Below are 17,463 nucleotides of genomic sequence, written 5' to 3'. Positions count from 1 at the left end.
GGGGCTCAGTTCTCCTCAGAACGCAGGACCTCGGCGAGGCTCGGCGCCTCCCGGTCCCGCTTGGACATGGATGCGGGCGGCAGCGGCCAGGCGATGGCGAGCTCCGGGTCGTCGAAGGCGATCGTCACGTCCTCGCTCGGGTCGTGCGGGCGGTCGATCCGGTACGAGATGTCGGCGTCGGTAAGCGCCTGGAAGCCGTGCGCGCACCCCGCCGGGATGTATACGCTCGCCTGCGTCTCGCCGGAGAGCTGGAAGGTGGCCACGTTGCGGTAGGTCGGCGAGCCGGGGCGCAGGTCCACGACCACGTCGAACACCTCCCCGTGCGAGCAGCGCACGATCTTGGCCTCCCCGGCGCCGGAGCGCAGGTGCATGCCGCGCAGCACGCCCCGCACCGAGCGGGAGACGCTGTGCTGCACGAAGGCGTTGGGGTCGATGCCCACCGAGCGCAGCACCTCGGCGTCGAAGGTGCGGCAGAAGAAGCCGCGCTCGTCGGCGTACGGGCTCGGGGTGAACAAGAACGCGCCGGCGATCGCCGGGACTTCGGTGACCTTCATGAGGAGTCCTTGGACAGAAAGAGGGCCCTGGTCAGGGCGGTGAACTGGTGCTCAAGGCGTCGGACGGCGGTCAGGTTCCGCTCGGTGAGGGTCCGCCGCAGCTCCCCCGATCGCTGCTCCAGCGCCCGGAACTGCTCGATCAGCCGGTCGGCGTCGACCTCGCGAGCCGGGTGGCAGTACGCGCCCAGCCCCATCCGGGCCATGAGCGCGTCGCTCTTCGCCGCGTAGCTCAGTGCGAGCGTCGGCGTGCCGACCTTCAGCGCGCAGATCAGGTTGTGGTACCGGGTCGCCACCACGGTGTCGGCAGCCGCCACCTCCTTCATCAGGTCGGCCAGTGAGGCCGCCTCGGCGGCGGTGACCAGCGGCGAGTCCACCGCGTCGAGGATCGCGGCGACCACCGGCACGTCGACCTCGTCGCCCATGAGCAGCCGGACCGGCCTGCCGTCCTCGACCAGCGCGCGGACGAACCGGGTCGTCCCGTCCAGGTAGCGCCGGTGGATCTCCTCGGCCCGGGCCCGGTCGTCGTTGCCGCCGTGGAAGGCCATGACGCCGACGCAGACCGGGCCCGGCCGGCCCGGGGACGCGCTCGCCGGCGGCGTCGGCAGGGAGAAGGCGAGGTCCGGGTAGACCTCGTCCCGCGCGGTGTCCACGCCCATCGCCCGCATCGCGTCGCGGGACGGGGCGTCCCGGTACGACCGGTACGCGGCCAGCCGCGCCGACCAGCGCACCAGGGCCCGGGTGGGCCGGTTGCCGATCGCGGCGGCGCCGACGCAGACCAGCGCCACCCGGGTGCCGAACAGCCGGCCGGACGCGCAGAGCAGGAACAGCGAGTACGGGAAGCCCCACGGCCGCAGCGGCAGCGTGGCCTCCAGGACGCCCATGCCCGGCACGATCACCACGTCGTGCCGGCGCACCCAGGCAGCGGTGCGGAAGGCGTCGACGAGCTTGCCCAGGCCCTTCGCCGCGATCGCGCCCGCCCGCGATGCGGTCCGGTACTCCCCGCGGTACCAGTGCATCCGCGTCGCGGGGATCCGGTACCGGGTCGCGACGACCTCGGGTCCGCCGCACAGCGCGTCCACGACCGCCGCCGGGTGCTCGGTGCGGAGGTAGCCGAGCACGGCCTCGAGCGACCCGTCGTTGCCGAGGTTGCCGGAGCCGAGCAGGCCGAACACCCCGACGCGCACCGGAGTTCCGTCCGCCGACGTCATACCTGCCTCCCCTCACGTCCGGCCACGAGGGCGTCGACGGAGACCGTGAGCAGGGCCGGGTCGACCGGGGCGCGGTCCTCGACCCGCTCGCCGGCGCCCGGCCGGACCCGGCTGGCCATCCATGCGGCCAGGTGGCGGTAGCACGCGCGCCGGTCGTCCGGGGACAACGGCGCCCGCCGGATCGCCGCGACGAAGCCCCAGACGTACTCGGCGAGCAGCCGGGGCGTCGGGTGCAGCGGGCCTGCCCGGCGCGGGTCCAGGTTGACGCACCGGGAGCGTTTGGAAGGGTTCGCCCGCTCGGCGCGGGTGGGGTGGTCGCGGCGGAAGTACAGCAGCTCCGACACCTGGTGGAAGGGCCCGCGCAGGCCGATCTCGGCGACGAACGTGCGGTCCGCGTGGTGGTAGCTGTCGAGCGGCTTCACCCGGCGCAGCACGTCGGCCCGCATCACCCCGTAGAAGTCGTCGCCACCGGGCTCGAACAGCATGCTGCGGAAGCGCTCCGGCGCGTGCGGCGAGTCGGTGGCGAGCCCGTACTCGTAGGGGACCTTCACCTGGCCGTCGCCGTCGACGACCGCCTGGTCGGCGTGCGCGAGGATCACGTCCGGCCGCTCGTCCAGCGTCTCCACGCAGCGCAGCAGCAGGTCCCGGGCGTACAGGTCGTCGTGCGAGGCCCACTTGAACAGCTCGCCACGGCACTCGGTGAACACGTGGTTGTGGTTCGGTGCGGCGCCGATGTTCCGGGGCAGCCGGAGGTACCGGATGCGCGAGTCCCGCGCGGCGTACCGGCGGCAGATGTCCTGGGTCGCGTCGGTCGAGGCGTTGTCGGAGATGACCAGCTCGAAGTCCTCGTAGGTCTGGCCGAGCAGGGCGTCGAGCGACTCGGTGAGGTATTCCTCGCCGTTGTAGACGGGCAGGCCGATGCTCAACCGGGGAAGGGCGGTCATGGCGTCCTCACTTCGGGGATGGGGTTCCGGCGGTGCTCGCGCAGGGCGGACCGCAGTTGCAGCCACCACACGGCCGAGCCGCTGACGGTCGCGGCGGCGACGCCCCAGGCCGAGCCGACCGTGCCGGCGACGGCCGCCCCGCCGAGCCCGCCGCCGACATAGCAGGCGGAGGCGAACAGCTGACAGCGCAGGCTGCGCCGGGCCGCGCCGAGCGCGCGCAGCCCGGCGGCCGCGCCGGTGCCGAGGCCCGCGCCCGCGACGCTGAGGGTGACCGGCATGACGAGCGCCGCGGAGGAGTGCCAGACCCCGCCGAGCACCAGCTCGCCGAGCCGGTCCGGCATCAGCAGCAGCGCCCCGCCCCAGAGCAGTGCGGCGGCGGCCTGCCCGCCGCCCAGCAGGAGGCAGAACGGGCCGAGGCGGTGCGGGGCCTGACGTAGCACCCGTGCCGCCTCCGGGACGGTGACCAGCGACAGCCCCATCAGCAGAGCGAGGAACGGGCCGAGCAGGAGCTCGGCGCCCCGGACCGCACCCACCGCGGCGACCCCGACGATCGCGCCGAGCCCGTACGCCCGCAGCTGGCTCGCGCCGCTGAGGCTGACGTTCTCGACCAGGTACCGGTAGCCGAGATCGCGCTGCTCGCGAAGCCACCCGCGCGCCTGGGCCACCCGGGGCCGGATGCCGGACTGAAAACACCCGTACCCCGCGGCCACCGCGGCGGAGGCGCCCCAGGCCAGCAGGAAGGCGGCCACGCTGCCCACGCGGGCCGCCACGACCATGGCCGGGACGAGCGCGACGCCCTGCACGAGGTCGTTGGCGAACGCCTTCTGCCCGGTGCCGGCGGCGAAGAACGCGAACCGCCAGGCGTCCTGCAGCAGCAGCGCCGGCAGGACGACGCCGAGGCAGGCGAACGCGGGCCCCACGCGGCCGCCGAGGCCGAGCCCGACCAGCAGACACACGGCGCCGAGGGCGGCACCGACGCCGAGCGCGGCACCCGACGACCGGGCCACCGCCGCGCGCCAGAGCGCGTCCGGCACACCGCTGAAGCGCACCACGAGCGGGTCGGTCGCCAGCCCGCGGGCGACGTTGAGCACCAGGCCGTAGGCCAGCCAGGCCAGGCTGAACACGCCGAACGCGGTCACCCCCAGCGAGCGTGCCACGTAGATCCCCACCGCGAAGTTGGTCATGCTGGAGGCCGCCTGGTCGGCCAGTCCCCAGGACAGCCGGCCGACGACGGCCCGCTTGGCGGTCCGCCGGGCTTCTCCGGGCGCCTCCGCCGATGTGGCTGTCGCCGGTGTCGTCGTCTTCACCCCCTCGGTGGTCATCGGCGTCATGCCTTGATCAGCCCGGCGCCCCGCAGGGCGCCGGCCGCGACGGCGACCGTGTCGAACGGCAGCCCGGACCGCTCGGAGACGTCCAGCAGACTGTGCTCGCCGTCGGAGAGGCTGAGCACCCAGAGCATGGCCAGCTGGGCCTGCTTCGCGTCGCTGCGGCCGCCGAGCGAGTCGTACAACCCGCGCCGGCCCAGCTGTGGTTCGCCGTAGGGGCTGAGGTTGAGGTACCGCCGGTTGCGGTCGAGAACGCCGAATGCCTCGCGGCAGACGGCGAGCGTGTCCGCCATCGCCTCCGGGGAGACGAAGTCCGGGTTGTCCGCCGAGGTGTGGTACTCGGGGTACCCGGCGTACGGGGTCCGGCTGAGCGAGCCGACGCCGAGATCGAACCCGGGCGAGCAGAACTGTCGCTCGTCGTAGCCGTACGGAGTGAACTCGGTGACGCTGTGCGGGCGTTCGGATGCGAGCAGGACGTGCCGCATCACCCGGTCGATCTCCGCGTCGCCGCGCCTGCTCTGCTTGTACGTCAGCCGGCCCGGGTCGCCGGCGCAGGCCAGCACCAGCCCGTGCTTGACCCTTCCCCCCGCTCTCGGCTCCGCTGGAGCAGCGGATACCCCACCCACCCGCTCCGCGTTGCGGGCCAGCCAGGTGATCGCCCCGATGGTGCCGGGCGCGAACAGGAACCGGTAGGTGTACCACGGCGTCCGCTCCGCCAGCGCCCGCGCCAGGAACGTCGCCACCGCGATGCCCGCCAGGTTGTCGTTGGCCAGCGACGGGTGGCAGACGTGGCAGGAGACGATCACCTCGTCGGGGACCTGCCCGGGGACGACGTGCTCGGCGTAGGTGAGGTGGCCGTCCGTGAGGGTGGAGTCGATGCGCACCTCGTACTCGCCGTCCGGCAGCGCGTCCAAGGTCTCCTGGGCCAGGCAGAACCCCCATTCCGGCGTGTAGTAGCTGGTGCGGTACGGCACCCAGGTCGGGTGGTCCGGCAGGGTGTGCAGGTGTCCGCGCAGCTCGGTCAGCGGCATGGTCGCCGCCACCGGCACGCTGTAGCCGAGCACGTGCAGGCTGGACGCGGCGAAGTCGACGACCCGGTTGCCGGCGGTGTCGGCGATGTACGCGTCCCGGATGTTCCACTCCTGCGGCACCGTCCAGTCGAGCACCTGCGTCCCGGTCGGCACCTCGTGCACCTGCAGCGGGACGTACTCGCCGACGATCTCCAGGGTGGCGCGCACACCGTCGCCGGTGATGCTCCGGCACAGCGGGTACAGCCGCTCCACCAGCGCGTGCATCTGTTCGCCGACCGTGGTCATCGGCGCCACCGCAGGGTGTCGTCGACGGTGCCGGCGTCGGACGCCGCGCGCAGCACGGCCAGCCGGGTGAAGCGCCGCTCGAAGCCCTCCCGGGTCAGCCCGAACTTCCGGTAGGCGTCGGCGAGTTCGAGCGCGCCCCGCTTCACCGTCCACTCGCAGTCGAAGCCGGGTACGGCGGCGCGGAACCGGGAGAAGTCCACCCGGTACGACCGCGGATCGGCACCGGCCTCCCCGGTGATCACCACCCGCGAGCCGGGCACCGCCTCGGCGACCTGCCCGGCGATCTCGGCGACCGTGACGTTGTTGGTCTCGCTGCCGATGTTGAACGCCCGGTCGTGCACCGCTTCGCGCGGCGCGATCAGCGCGGCCGCGAAGGCCCGGGCGATGTCGGCGGCGTGCACCAGCGGGCGCCAGGGGGTGCCGTCGGAGAGCACCAGCACCTCGCCGGACAGGAGCGCGTGGCCCACCAGGTTGTTCAGCACGATGTCGGCGCGCAGCCGGGGCGAGTAGCCGAAGGCGGTGGCGTTGCGCATGAACACCGGGCTGAAGTCGCCGTCGGCCAGCGCGTGCAGGTCGTCCTCCACCCGCACCTTGGACTCCGCGTACGGCGTCACCGGGCGCAGCGGGGCGTCCTCGGCCACCAGGTCGTCGCCGCCGGCGGCGCCGTAGACCGAGCAGGTGGACGCGTACAGGAAGCGCCGCACTCCGGCGTCGCGGGCCAGTCGGGCCAGCCGTACGGAGGCGTGGTGGTTGATGTCGTAGGTGAGGTCCGGCGCCAGCGAGCCCAGCGGGTCGTTGGACAGCGCGGCCAGGTGGATCACGGCGTCCACCCCGGCCACGTGGTCGGCCGTGACGTCGCGCAGGTCCACCCGCTGCCCCGGCGGGTCCGCGGGCGGCGGGCCGAGGACGCAGTCCGCGAACAGGCCGGCGTCCAGGCCGACGACTTCGTGCCCGGCGGCCGCGAGGACCGGGGCCATCACGGTGCCCAGGTAGCCCTGGTGTCCGGTCAGCAGTACACGCATGGTTCATCCCCCCAGATTGAGAGTGCCCAGATTGAGAGTGAGTTTGGTGACGGCGAACGCCTCGGCGTAGCGCGCGTGGCATTCGATGCCGCGGATCCGCGCCAGCCCGAGGAAGGCCTCCCGGTCGTACCAGGGCCGGTGCCGTTGCGAGGGGTAGTGCTCCTGCAACAGCCGCACCTTCTGTTCGGCGGTCTCCGGCGACAACGGCTGGTACGCCGCCGGGCGGCCGAGGTCGCCGTCCCACTTGACGATCTCGTAGCCGAGCACGAGGTGGTCGCGGAACCCGGTGGTCACCAGCTTCGCCAGGCCGCGGTGATCCTGGTGCGCGTCGTCGGTACGCGGTGCGAGGACCAGGTCCGGCTCGGTCCGCGCGCGCAGTTCCTCGACCGCGGCCTTGGCCTCGTCCCAGTGCGCGGGCAGCCGGCCGTCCGGCAGTTTGAGCACGGTCAGGCGCAGTTCGGCACCCGGGCAGAAGGCGGCGAGCGCGGCCCGCTCCTCCTGCTCCCGCTCGCTGCCACCGCCGGAGAGCACCAGCGCGTCGACACGGACGCCCGGCCGCGCGAGGCACATCGTCAGCAGCGTGCCGCCGGCGCCGATGGCGATGTCGTCGCAGTGCGCCCCTACCGCGACGATCCGGTCCAGGTGCCCGGCCCCGAGCCGGATCACGCGGTCCCCGCCCCGGTGCCGTCCCCGCCGCCGTCCCCGCTGCCGGTCGCGCCCGCCCCCGCGCCGTCCCGTTCCCACACGGCCCACGGGCGGTCGCCCCGGGCGTAGGCGGCGTCGAGCGCGGCCCGCTCCTTCACGGTGTCGGTCGGCTTCCAGAAGCCGCGGTGCTGGTGTGCCACCAGCCGGCCGCGCTTGGCCAGTCCGGTACATCCGTCGGCGACCAGGTCCCCGTTCTCCGGGATGTGGTCGAAGACCTCCTGGCGGAGCACGAAGTAGCCGCCGTTCTCCCACAGCGGCAGTTCGCTCACCGCGGTGATGCCCCCCACCAGGCCGTCCTCGCCCAGGTCCACGCAGTGGAACGAGGACTGCGGCGGCACCACCATCATCGACGCACCGGCGTCGCGCCGGGCGAACCGGTCGATCATCTCCGGCAGCGGGGCGTCGGTGAGCACGTCGGCGTAGTTGGCGAGGAACATCTCGTCGCCGTCCAGGTGGTGCCGCACCCGGCGCAGCCGCTCTCCGATCGGCGACTCGATGCCGGTCTGCGCGAACGTGATCGTCCAGGAGGCGATGTCGGTGGACAGCAGCTCGGTCTGCCCGTTGCGCAGCACGAAGTCGTTGGACGTCGTCTCCTCGTAGTTGAGGAAGAAGTTCTTGATGTGGTGGGCCCCGTACCCGAGACACAGGATGAACTCCGTGTGCCCGAAGTACGCGTAGTAGCGCATGACGTGCCAGATCAGCGGCCGCGGGCCGACCATCGCCATCGGCTTGGGCACGTCGTCGGAGGCTCCGCTGCGCATCCGCAGCCCATAACCGCCGCAGAACAGTACGACCTTCATGGCTTCACCTCGACAATGCTCAGTTCCGGGATGGGAAAGACCAGCCGGCCGCCCCAGGCGTGCACGAAGGACAACTGCTCGACCAGCTCGGCCCGCAGGTTCCACGGGAGGACGAGGACGTAGTCCGGCCGGTCGGTGCTGATCTGCTCCGGCGGCAGGATCGGGATGCGGGTGCCCGGGGTGAACCTGCCGTGCTTGTAGGGGTTGCGGTCGACCGTGTACGGGAGCAGGTCGGGCCGGATGCCGCAGTGGTTGAGCAGGGTGTTGCCCTTGCCCGGGGCGCCGTAGCCGACGACCGTCTCGCCGCGCTCGGCCGCCTCGATCAGGAACCGCAGGAGGTCCCGGCGCACCTTGGCCACCCGGGCGGAGAACTCGGTGTACCCGGACAGCTCCTGCAGCCCGGCGGCCTTCTCCCGGTCCAGCACGTCGGCCACCCGCCGGGTCGGCTCGCCGGCCGCCTCGGCCGGCCGGGCCCACAGCCGGATGGAGCCGCCGTGCGTGGGCAGCAGCTCGACGTCCACGAGCGCGAGTCCGCCGCTCGCCAGCGCCCGGGTCGCGGACGCGACCGTGTAGTACTGGAAGTGCTCGTGGTAGATCGTGTCGTACTGGTTCTCCTCGATCAGGGTCAGCAGGTGCTGCACCTCGATGGAGACCCAGCCGTCGTCGGCGACCAGGGCGCGCAGCCCCCGGGTGAACCCGACCACGTCGGGGATGTGCGCGTACACGTTGTTGGCCACGACCAGGTCCGCCGGGCCGTGCTCGGCGCGGACGGCCGAGCCGGTGGCCGGGTCCAGGAACTCCGTGAGCGTGGGCACACCCGCGTCCCGCGCCGCGGCGCCGACGTTCACCGACGGCTCGATGCCGAGGCAGCGGATCCCCCGGTCCACCACGTGCCTGAGCAGGTACCCGTCGTTGCTCGCGACCTCGACCACGAAGGCGTCGGGGCCGAGGTCCAGCCGCTGTACGGCACCGGCGACGAACGTGCGTGCGTGCTCCACCCAGGAGGTCGAGTAGGAGGAGAAGTACGCGTACTGCGTGAACGTCTCCTCCGGTGTGATCAGCGGAGGGATCTGCGCGAGCCAGCAGTCGGTGCAGACCCGCAGGTGCAGCGGGTACGCCGGCTCCGGCCGGTCCAGTCGGTCCGCGGCGAGAAAGCTCTCGCACGGCGGGGTCGCCCCGAGATCGACGACGCTCGCCATCGCCGCCGAGCCGCAGAGTCGGCATCGTGTCATCTACTGCCCCCATTCCTGCTCGCGCGGGTGCCCCGCCGCGAGCCAGCGTTTCCGTTTCCTGCCGGCGGCGCGCCGTCCGCGCCGCCGGACCGACCCGCGATCGCGGTGCGGTACTCCTCCACCAGGCGCTCCAGCCCGACGGCCGGGCTGAAGTTCTGCTCGTATCGGCGCCGGGCCGCCTGGCCCATCTCCCGGTTGCGGGCCGGCCCGGCCGTGATCCGGCGCAGGCAGGACGCGAGCGAGGCGGGCTCGCCCGGCTGGTGCAGCAGCCCGGTCACCCCGTCCTCGACGAGTTCGACGAAGGCACCGTGACCGGCGGCGACGGCCGGGACCCCCGCCGCCATCGCCTCCGCGATCACCAGGCCGAACGTCTCCAGGGACATCGAGGGAGCCACCACGGCGACCGACCGCGCGACGGCCTGCTCGCACTGGGCCCGGTCGTACAGGCCGACGTACCGCACGTCGTCCCGGCCCGCCGCCCAGGCGGTCACCTCTTGCCGCAGTGGCCCCGAGCCGGCGAGCACGAGCGGCACGCCCACACCGCCGCCTGCGGCGATCTCGTCCCACGCGGCCATGAGCAGCCGCACGCCCTTGGCCTCCGCGAGCCGGCCGAGGAAGAGCAGCTGCTCGCCGTCGCCCGCCCGGCGGGCGCCCGGGTCGGGTACGAAGTTGTGCTTCACCGCCAGCCGCTCGGACGGCACGCCGGACCGCACCAGGACGTCACGCTGCGCCGCGGAGATGCAGAAGAACCGCTCCACGCCGGACCACCACCGCCGCCGGTTGACCGACAGGCTGACCGCGAGCGGCACCGTCGCCAGCCGGGAGTTCCGGTAGCAGCCGTGCCGGACGGCGGGCAGCGTCGCCGCCGACCCGACGCACTCGGTGCACAGCCGGCCGTCCCGCCACAGCGTGCCCGGCGGGCAGACCTGGGTGTAGTTGTGCAGCGTGGCGACGGCGGGCACACCGGCGTCGGCGCAGGCGGCCAGCACCGCGGGCGACAGGAGCGGGAAGACGTTGTGGACGTGCACCACGTCCGGCCGCTCGGTGCGCAGCCGGGCGGCGAGCTCCGCGCGGACCGCCGGGTTCCACGGCACCAGCAGCGGCACCGCGGCCTTGCCCAGCAGGGACCGGGCGGCGATGTCGTCGCTGCGCCGCTCGAACACCTCGACCCGGTGGCCGGCCTCGCGCAGCAGCCCCACCTCCTGGTCGACGACCTCGTTCTCCCCGCTCGGCTGCGCCGAGGAGTAGCGGTTGTGCACCACGAGGATGTGCATGGTCAGGTCACCTCCCGATTCCGGTCCCGGCGCGGGATGCGTCGTCGCGGGACTGCGGGCGTTGTCAAAGGTGTCGTCAAGGACGTGGTCAGGGATGTCGTCAAGGGCGCGGCCTCGGCGGGTGTCGCGAGCAGGGCGGCGGCCAGGGCCAGGTGCAGCAGGTACGGAGAGGCGTCGCCGAGCCCGGCCTCGGTGTACGACGACATCGCGACGTAGGTGATCAGGAAGATCGCGCAGGCCCTCGACAGCGACGGCGGGCGCAGCAACGCGACCCCGCCCAGCGCGAGGAGGATCGCCGCCACGACGGCGATGCCGAGCAGACCCTGTTCGTTGTAGACGGCCAGCCAGCTGTTGTCGATCGGCAGCCCGCCGAAGGACTTGTCGCCCAGACCTGTGCCGAACACCTTCTCCGGGATCGTCCGGGGCTCCGTCAGCAGGGCGTCCCAGACCTTGGCCCGACCGGTGAGGTTGGAGAAGTTCTCCTTGCTCTGTCCGCGCATGAACCACGTCTGCAGCGCGGAGGCGAACGCCACCGCGGCCACCGTGGCGCACAGCACCGCCCAGGAGAAGAACCGGCGGGCGGCGGCGCTGGTCAGGATGAGCGAGCCGATCGCCACCGCCAACCCGACGAGCAGGCCGATCGTGGCCGTCCTGGTGTGGGTCATCGCGAGCAGGACGAAGGACGGCACGATGATCACCGCCGCGCCGGCCCCGGTGGTCCGGCCGTCCAGCAGGAGCAGCACGGTGAGCCCGATGATCACCGCGGAGTACTGTCCGATCTGCGGCGGGGTGAGCGGCCACAACGCGCCGACCAGGCGCCCGCCGTAGTACTCGGGCATGGCCGTGCCCGGTGAGATGACCAGACCGGCGGCCACCGACACGAGCACCGCGAAATACATCCGGATGTGGGTCCGGACGAACAGCAGGCTGTCGGCCCACCAGCGGCTGATCAGCCACAGCGTGCTGATGAAGATCGTCAGCCGGCCGCAGCGGAACAGCGCACCGAACCCGACCTCCAGATGCAGGCTGGAGATCACGCTCGGCACCAGCAGCATGGTGAGCAGGAACAGAAAGGCGCCGGCCCGGACGCGCAGCCGGAGGTTGAGCGCGAGCGCCAGCGCGAACGCGGAGACCAGCGAGCCCATGGTGGCCATCTGGATGAGGGAGCGGGGCAGCGTGACGATGGTCTTCGCCCCGGCGGAGCCGAGCGTGTTGAGGCCCAGCAGCGCCCAGACGATCCAGACGGCCTTCGGCGTGCCGTCAGGGCCGTGTTCGGCACCGGGCCGCGCGGTCGCCTGATTCGGTCCGCCCGTCGGCCCGCCGCGCGTCCGGTCCCCGCGCACCTCAACCACCGGCCTGTGCGGCGAAGGTGCTGCCCGCGTCCTGCTGGTACGGCATGCCCTGCCACTGCGCGGAGTCGAGCGGCCGGCCCGGGTCGTCGGCGATGAAGCTCCACGGTCCGCGGTAGACGTTGTCGTGCCAGCGGTTGTCCTGCTTGAGGGTGATCGCCTCGGCCACCCGCCTGCCCTTGTACGGCGACCAGTCCGGATAGGTGCCGTAGTTGGAGAGCACCGCCATGCGGCCGCACTCCACCGAGCACTTGACGACGGACGTGTCGAGGGCGAAGCGGTTGTCGTGGATGTCCACCCGCTGGGTCTTCCACCGGCAGTCGGCGTAGAGCGGTGCGGTGTCGATCGCCGGCTTCACGCAGCGTCGGGTGTCCTTCACCAGCAACGTGCAGTAGCCGGTCGAGGTGTTGGCCGGGCTGTTGCAGAACCGGTCGGCGTTCTCCCAGAGGGTGATCCCTGACCAGTTGTCCTCCAGCACGTTGTGGTCGATCTCGATCCTGTCCGTGCGGGCCGGGACCCGTGGTTCGCCGCCGGCCTCCGACACGTAGACGGTCGCGTGCGGGAAGTCGTCGCCGTCCGCGGCGTGCCGGCGGCCCTCGACCCAGTTGTTCCGCCGGATCGTGTTGTTCCGGATGACGGCGTTGTAGCTGGTCTCGTAGATCAGCGCGGCACCGTCGTTGGCCTCCAGCACGTTGTCCTCGAAGCGGAAGTCGTTGTTGTCGTTGTCCGCCCACAACCCGGTTCCGCGGTTGTCGTGCACCCAGTTGCCGCGGATGTCGGCGCCGTTGACGGCCCAGAACTTGATGCCTCCGGTGCAGCCGCAGCCCGGCTGCTGCTTCTCCCAGTCGTCGGTGTTGTTGCCCACGACCTCGTTGCCCTCGACCAGCAGGCCCTTGATGGAGTCGCCGGTCTTGTACGCGTTCATTCCGTACTGCCCGTTGTCGCGCAGGCAGCTGGCGCGGACCTGCTGGCGGGCACCGGCCATCAGCCCGGCGCCGGAGTTGTACTGGATCGTCGCGTGCTCGATCACCCAGCCGTCGGCCATGTCGTGGTTGACCACGCCCTCGTCGTGCGGTGCGACGAAGCCCTGCACGGTCAGATAGCGGATGGTGACGTCGGGGGCGGTACCGCTGAACGCGTAGTTGTTGGTCTTCCGGCCGTCGAGCACCGCGCCCGGCGCGCCGAGGTAGGTGTCCCCCTCCTTGGCCATGACCTGGGCGTAGCGGTCCGGTTCGAGCGTGTGCCTGCCCGGGAGCAGCCAGAACGTGGTGTTCGGGGGGCTGCTCCCGGTCTTCGCCGCCAGGTCACCGACCACCGCGGGGTCGACCGTCACCGCGCCCGCCGGCGCGCTCGTCGGCCCGGCCGCGGGGTTGGCGCACACCCGGGCCACGGCCACGGACCCGGCCACGGACCCGGATGACGTGGCGGTCGGCTCCGCCGGGGCGTCCGACGAGCTCGTACAGCCGGTCGCCGCCAGCAGGGCCAGCGTCAGCGGCGCCGCCGCCGACGCCCCCCACCGCCGCCTCTTGATCCCCACCCGCCCCCCCTAGCCGCGGAACCCGAGTACGGTGGTGAACCCCTGCGCGCCGTCGGCGAAGCCGGTGCCGACCAGCGTGGTGGCGGGTTCCTTGCGTCCGAAGCCGGCGGAGTACCAGCCCAGCGGCGGCTCGCTCTCGCCGCGATGCGCCTGCCAGGACAGCTGCCCGGGCAGGTCGAGTACCGCGGAGCGCTCCTCGCCGTCGCGGGTCCAGGTCAGCACGGCCCGCCGGCCCGTCAGCTCCGCGGCGATCGCCGGGCCGAGGTGGAAGGCCAGGCGTACGGTGCCGCCCGGGCCGTGCACCTCGTCGACGATTCGCAGCTCCCGGCTCGCGGCGGTCAGTTCGACCCGGCGGCGGTGCACCGAGGGCTGGTAGCCGTCGTGCTCGGCGCACCAGCGGACCACGGTCGGGTCGGAGGTGTCCGCGACCAGGACGCGGCTGCGGGCGTGCCTGATCCACAGGAACGGGCCGCCGGAGACGGACTGGTCGGCGCCGTCCAGCTCCAGGGTGTTGTGGCCCAGGGTCGAGCGGAAGTACCGCCGCCACTCGGGCTGCCCGTGGTAGCAGAACGTCCCCGGGTCGGCGAGCACGTCGACCCCGTCGTGCCGGACCTCCACGGACAGCGCGTCCGCGTGGCCGTGCGCGGCGATGGACAGGAACCCGTGCGGACCGCCGTCGCAGCGGCACCAGATCTCCTCCCCGGCGCGCAGGATGCTCATCCCCGCGTCGGGGAAGTGGACCGGCCGGCTCGCCGGGCGGGTCACGGTTCCGTTCGTTCCGTACGGCCGCAGGAGCGCGGCCAGCAGCGGGGTGCGCACATCGGTGCCGGTCGCCGCCGGCCACCAGGGGAGCCGGCCGAACACGGCGTTGCCGGTGGCCAGCAGCGAGGCCCAGCGGTCGGTGCCCGCGCCGTCCACCACCAGACCGTGCCCGTCGTCCGCGTCCCCCTGGCGCGGCGGCCGCAGCCGGTTGTCCACGACGGCCGCGAGCGCGTCGGTCATCCGCAGCAGCACCAGCCGGACGGTCGCGGGGACGGGCACGTCGGCGGCGTCCGCCTCGGCGAGCGCGGCCAGGCCGAGCTCCAGGACGAGTCCGTGGTACTCGGTGGCCAGCTCGCGGTTGAGGCCGGAAGGGAAGGTGTTGCCGCGCAGGTGCCGCTCCAGCGACCGCAGCGCGCCGGCTCGCCAGCACGCCGAGGAGGGGAACCACCCGAACGCGCAGGCCGCGGCGAACTGCCCGGCGGCCTCGGCGATGACGTGGTTGTTCGCCGAGGACCCCCGGCTGGGGAAGGCGGCCAGCCAGCGCTGGTGGTGCCAGATCTGGTTCAGCGCCACCGGGTTGCCCTCGAACAGCCCGGCCGCGCCCGGCCAGCCGTCGAGCAGCCGGCGGATCCACACCCAGGACAGCAGCCGGATGCCCAGCTCGATGCCGCTGATCCAGTGCACGCCGCGCAGCGGCGGGTTGGCCGCCCACCACGACCGCAGATGCTCGGCCACGCGCTCGGCGTACCGCTCGTTCCCGGTGATCGCGTAGGCGGCGGCGAGCACGGTCAGGTACTGGTGCCGGGACGGCTCCCAGATCTGCTTGATGTCCCCGACCGCGTCCTCGTTCCGGTACGGCACGTCGAAGGCGTAGCCGGACGGCGCCCGGCGCCCGGTCCTGGGGTCCGACCACCAGTCCGGGGCGGCCAGGTCGTCGCGGTCCACCCCGAAGAACTCGGCGTGCCCGTCCATCAGCCGGTCCGCCTCGGCGACGAGGCGTTTCGCGGCGTCCGGTGGCACTGCGGCGATCGTCCCGGCGGGCAGGACGGCGGTGAACCGGGCGCCGGCCACGCTCGGGCCCTGCGGCGGCGCCGACCGCCACCGCCGCCTGCGCACCGCGTCGCCCACCCGGCCGCCGACCTCCCGCGGTCCCATCCGGGACAGCCGCCGCAGGTACCACCCCGGGCTCATGGTCACAGCGACCTCGCCAGCGCCACCGGCGCGCCGCCGGCCAGGCCGGCCTGCACGGCGAGGGTGGCCGCCGTGGTGGCGACCAGCGACTCCAGCGGCACCGGCATCGGCCCGCCGGTCCGCACGGCCTTGATGAACGCGGCCAGTTCGGCGGACTGGCCCTTGTCCCGGGCCTTGGGCAGCCGCGAGCTGACCCACCGCTTGCGGCCGACCGTGTTCTCGAAATACACCGAGGCGCGGACGAAGTCGTCGAGCTTCAGCACCTTGCCGTCCGCGACGAGGTCCAGCGTCTCCTTGGGGAAGCCGGGCGCGCCGGTGGTGACGTAGCTGAGGGTGGCGGTGGAGCCGTCCGGGTAGCGCAGCACGACCTGCAGGTCCTCGTTGCCGGACGTGGCGACCGCGTACACCGAGACCGGGTCGGCCTCCAGCAGCCAGCTCGCCGTGTCGATGAAGTGCCCGCCCTCACCGGCGAACCGCGAGCCCTCGGTGCCCTGTTGGAGGTACCAGCTGCCGTGCTGCAGCCGGCCCGCGTTGACCAGGTAGCGCAGGCTCGCCGGACCGGTCCGGGTGCCGAACCGGGTCCTGGCCTCCCGCAGCAGCGGCGCGAACCGGCGGTTGAAGCCCACCTGCAACCGGTCGTTGCCGGACTCCTCCACCGCCGCGAGCACACCGGCCAGCTCGTCCTCGGTGAGGGCCAGCGGCTTCTCCACGAACACCGTCTTGCCGGCCAGCAGCGCCTGCCGGGTCAGTTCGGCGTGCGAGCTGTGCCGGGTGACCACGAACACCGCGTCGATGGACGAGTCCCCGAGCACGGCGTCGAGATCGGTGGTCGCCTGGGCGAAGCCGAACTTGCGCTGCGCGTTGGCCGCGGACAGCGCCGTCGTGGTGACGACCGTGGACAGCGAGACGCCCTCGCGCTGAGCCAGGTGCGGCAGCAGCATCGACGTCGCGTAGTTGCCCGCACCGATGAACGCGAGGCGCACCGGCGCCCCCGCGGATCGGGCGGGCGCGGACCGGGCCGGGGCGGCCGTCCTGGCGTCGCGTCGCACCGCGGGCACCGCCACCGCCGGGGCCTGCGCCTTCTCGTCCCCCGCGGCTTCGGGGTAGCGGAACAGCACGGCCACGGCCTTCAGGTCGCCGTCCTTCAGGCGCCGGTACGTCTCGACGGCGTCGTCGAAGTCGGCGATGTGGGAGACCAGGGGGTCCACGTCGACGCGGCCGCGGGCCATCAGGCCGAGGAAGCAGGCCAGGTTGCGGCGCTCCGTCCAGCGCACGTAGCCGACCGGGTAGTCCCGCCCCTCCAGTTCGTACGACGGGTCGTAGCGCCCGGGGCCGTACGAGCGGGAGAACCGGACGTCCAACTCCTTCTCGTAGTACGCGTTCCACGGCAGGTCCAGGCGGCACTTGCCGATGTCGACGACCCGGCCGCGGTCCCGGGCCAGGTGGGCGGCCAGCTCGACGGGCTGGTTGCTGCCGCCGCCGGCGGCCAGGTACACCTGGTCCACGCCGTGCCCGTCGGTCAGCTCGGCGACGGCGGTCTCCACGGCCGCGGACCCGGGATCGCCGCAGGCCACGGCACCCAGGCGCTCGGCCAGCTCGCAGCGCACCGGGTCGGGGTCGGCCCCGACGACGCGCACCCCCGCGGCGGTGAGGAGCTGCACCACCAGCTGCCCGATCAGCCCGAGGCCGATGACCAGCGCCACCTCGCCGAGCTGCGGCTCGCCCTGGCGCACGCCCTGCAGGGCGATGGACCCGACGGTGCCGAAGGCGGCGTGCCGCGACGCGAGGCCGTCCGGCACCGGGGCGTAGAGGTTCTTCGGCACCCAGTTCAGCTCGGCGTGCAGCGCGTGCTCATTGCCGGCGCAGGCCACCAGGTCGCCGACCTTCACATCGTCGATCCCGGCGCCGACCTGCTCGACCACCCCGCACAGCGAGTAGCCCAGCGGCGTGTAGGAGTCCAGCTTGCCCATCACCTTGCGGTAGGTGGCGGGCAGCCCGTTGGTGGCCACGCTCTGCATGACCTTGGCCACCTGGTCCGGCCGGGAGCGGGCCTTGCCCAGCATCGACATGCCGGCCTCGGAGACCTTCATGAGCTCGGTCCCGGTGGATATCAGCGAGTAGGCGGTGCGGACCAGCACGCCGCCCGGCTTGCACCCCGGCACCGGCACGTCGAGCACCGCCAGCTCGCCGCTCTTGTAGTTCTGCACGACCTGTTTCACCGAAGTCCCCTTGTTTCTAAGCCGT

General features: G+C 72.9%; 14 protein-coding genes. All 14 read right to left on the bottom strand.

What is annotated here, in order from left to right; translation table 11 throughout:
- Window positions 1-5: 5 nt before the first annotated feature.
- Genes ACIP82_RS28850 through ACIP82_RS28785 form a run of 14 tightly spaced genes read right to left on the bottom strand, consistent with a single transcriptional unit; the run spans window position 6 to window position 17,438 of the window.
- The gene (locus ACIP82_RS28850) at window positions 6-554 is read right to left on the bottom strand and encodes a dTDP-4-dehydrorhamnose 3,5-epimerase family protein (protein ID WP_400657523.1); all 549 of its coding nucleotides are present in this window, start codon (window positions 552-554) and stop codon (window positions 6-8) included.
- Window positions 551-1,762 (bottom strand): polysaccharide pyruvyl transferase family protein, encoded by a 1,212-nt coding sequence (locus tag ACIP82_RS28845; protein ID WP_400657520.1) that lies wholly within the window; start codon window positions 1,760-1,762, stop codon window positions 551-553. The genes ACIP82_RS28850 and ACIP82_RS28845 overlap by 4 nt, the downstream gene beginning before the upstream one ends.
- Window positions 1,759-2,706: a glycosyltransferase family 2 protein gene (locus tag ACIP82_RS28840; protein ID WP_400657517.1), complete on the bottom strand. Its 948-nt coding sequence runs from the start codon at window positions 2,704-2,706 to the stop codon at window positions 1,759-1,761. The genes ACIP82_RS28845 and ACIP82_RS28840 overlap by 4 nt, the downstream gene beginning before the upstream one ends.
- Window positions 2,703-4,028: a hypothetical protein gene (locus ACIP82_RS28835; RefSeq protein WP_363607798.1), complete on the bottom strand. Its 1,326-nt coding sequence runs from the start codon at window positions 4,026-4,028 to the stop codon at window positions 2,703-2,705. Before ACIP82_RS28835 ends, ACIP82_RS28840 begins: the two co-directional genes overlap by 4 nt.
- Window positions 4,029-4,033: 5 nt before the next feature.
- Window positions 4,034-5,347: a DUF4910 domain-containing protein gene (locus ACIP82_RS28830; RefSeq protein WP_400657514.1), complete on the bottom strand. Its 1,314-nt coding sequence runs from the start codon at window positions 5,345-5,347 to the stop codon at window positions 4,034-4,036.
- Window positions 5,344-6,369, bottom strand: a complete 1,026-nt coding sequence (locus tag ACIP82_RS28825; RefSeq protein WP_363607715.1) for an SDR family oxidoreductase — start codon at window positions 6,367-6,369, stop codon at window positions 5,344-5,346. The genes ACIP82_RS28830 and ACIP82_RS28825 overlap by 4 nt, the downstream gene beginning before the upstream one ends.
- 3 nt (window positions 6,370-6,372) lie before the next feature.
- A complete protein-coding gene (locus tag ACIP82_RS28820) occupies window positions 6,373-7,035 on the bottom strand; it encodes a PIG-L deacetylase family protein (RefSeq protein ID WP_400657510.1) in 663 nt (220 codons plus the stop codon).
- Entirely contained in the window at window positions 7,032-7,874 is an 843-nt protein-coding gene (locus ACIP82_RS28815; protein WP_400657507.1) for a glucose-1-phosphate cytidylyltransferase, read from the bottom strand. The genes ACIP82_RS28820 and ACIP82_RS28815 overlap by 4 nt, the downstream gene beginning before the upstream one ends.
- A complete protein-coding gene (locus ACIP82_RS28810; RefSeq protein ID WP_400657504.1) occupies window positions 7,871-9,106 on the bottom strand; it encodes a class I SAM-dependent methyltransferase in 1,236 nt (411 codons plus the stop codon). The genes ACIP82_RS28815 and ACIP82_RS28810 overlap by 4 nt, the downstream gene beginning before the upstream one ends.
- Window positions 9,103-10,380 (bottom strand): glycosyltransferase, encoded by a 1,278-nt coding sequence (locus ACIP82_RS28805; RefSeq protein ID WP_363607711.1) that lies wholly within the window; start codon window positions 10,378-10,380, stop codon window positions 9,103-9,105. The genes ACIP82_RS28810 and ACIP82_RS28805 overlap by 4 nt, the downstream gene beginning before the upstream one ends.
- Before the next feature lie 2 nt (window positions 10,381-10,382).
- Complete coding sequence (locus tag ACIP82_RS28800) at window positions 10,383-11,723, bottom strand: O-antigen ligase domain-containing protein (protein WP_400657500.1); 1,341 nt, start codon at window positions 11,721-11,723, stop codon at window positions 10,383-10,385.
- A gap of 1 nt (window position 11,724) precedes the next feature.
- Entirely contained in the window at window positions 11,725-13,266 is a 1,542-nt protein-coding gene (locus tag ACIP82_RS28795) for a right-handed parallel beta-helix repeat-containing protein (RefSeq protein ID WP_400657497.1), read from the bottom strand.
- 9 nt (window positions 13,267-13,275) lie between these two features.
- Entirely contained in the window at window positions 13,276-15,225 is a 1,950-nt protein-coding gene (locus ACIP82_RS28790; protein WP_400657494.1) for an alginate lyase family protein, read from the bottom strand.
- Window positions 15,222-17,438, bottom strand: a complete 2,217-nt coding sequence (locus ACIP82_RS28785) for a bi-domain-containing oxidoreductase (RefSeq protein ID WP_400657490.1) — start codon at window positions 17,436-17,438, stop codon at window positions 15,222-15,224. Before ACIP82_RS28785 ends, ACIP82_RS28790 begins: the two co-directional genes overlap by 4 nt.
- Window positions 17,439-17,463: the final 25 nt, after the last annotated feature.

It is taken from the genome of Kitasatospora sp. NPDC088548, assembly GCF_044753005.1.
GTDB lineage: Bacteria > Actinomycetota > Actinomycetes > Streptomycetales > Streptomycetaceae > Kitasatospora.
The sequence above is the reverse complement of the archived record's forward strand: the minus strand, read 5'-3'. Positions and strand labels throughout refer to the sequence as shown.

What these genes read in the sequence shown, in the direction of transcription:
- ACIP82_RS28850 (WP_400657523.1), bottom strand. Translation starts at nt 554, where the DNA reads ATGAAGGTCACCGAAGTCCCGGCGATCGCCGGCGCGTTCTTGTTCACC.
- ACIP82_RS28845 (WP_400657520.1), bottom strand. Translation starts at nt 1,762, where the DNA reads ATGACGTCGGCGGACGGAACTCCGGTGCGCGTCGGGGTGTTCGGCCTG.
- ACIP82_RS28840 (WP_400657517.1), bottom strand. Translation starts at nt 2,706, where the DNA reads ATGACCGCCCTTCCCCGGTTGAGCATCGGCCTGCCCGTCTACAACGGC.
- ACIP82_RS28835 (WP_363607798.1), bottom strand. Translation starts at nt 4,028, where the DNA reads ATGACCACCGAGGGGGTGAAGACGACGACACCGGCGACAGCCACATCG.
- ACIP82_RS28830 (WP_400657514.1), bottom strand. Translation starts at nt 5,347, where the DNA reads ATGACCACGGTCGGCGAACAGATGCACGCGCTGGTGGAGCGGCTGTAC.
- ACIP82_RS28825 (WP_363607715.1), bottom strand. Translation starts at nt 6,369, where the DNA reads ATGCGTGTACTGCTGACCGGACACCAGGGCTACCTGGGCACCGTGATG.
- ACIP82_RS28815 (WP_400657507.1), bottom strand. Translation starts at nt 7,874, where the DNA reads ATGAAGGTCGTACTGTTCTGCGGCGGTTATGGGCTGCGGATGCGCAGC.
- ACIP82_RS28810 (WP_400657504.1), bottom strand. Translation starts at nt 9,106, where the DNA reads ATGACACGATGCCGACTCTGCGGCTCGGCGGCGATGGCGAGCGTCGTC.
- ACIP82_RS28805 (WP_363607711.1), bottom strand. Translation starts at nt 10,380, where the DNA reads ATGCACATCCTCGTGGTGCACAACCGCTACTCCTCGGCGCAGCCGAGC.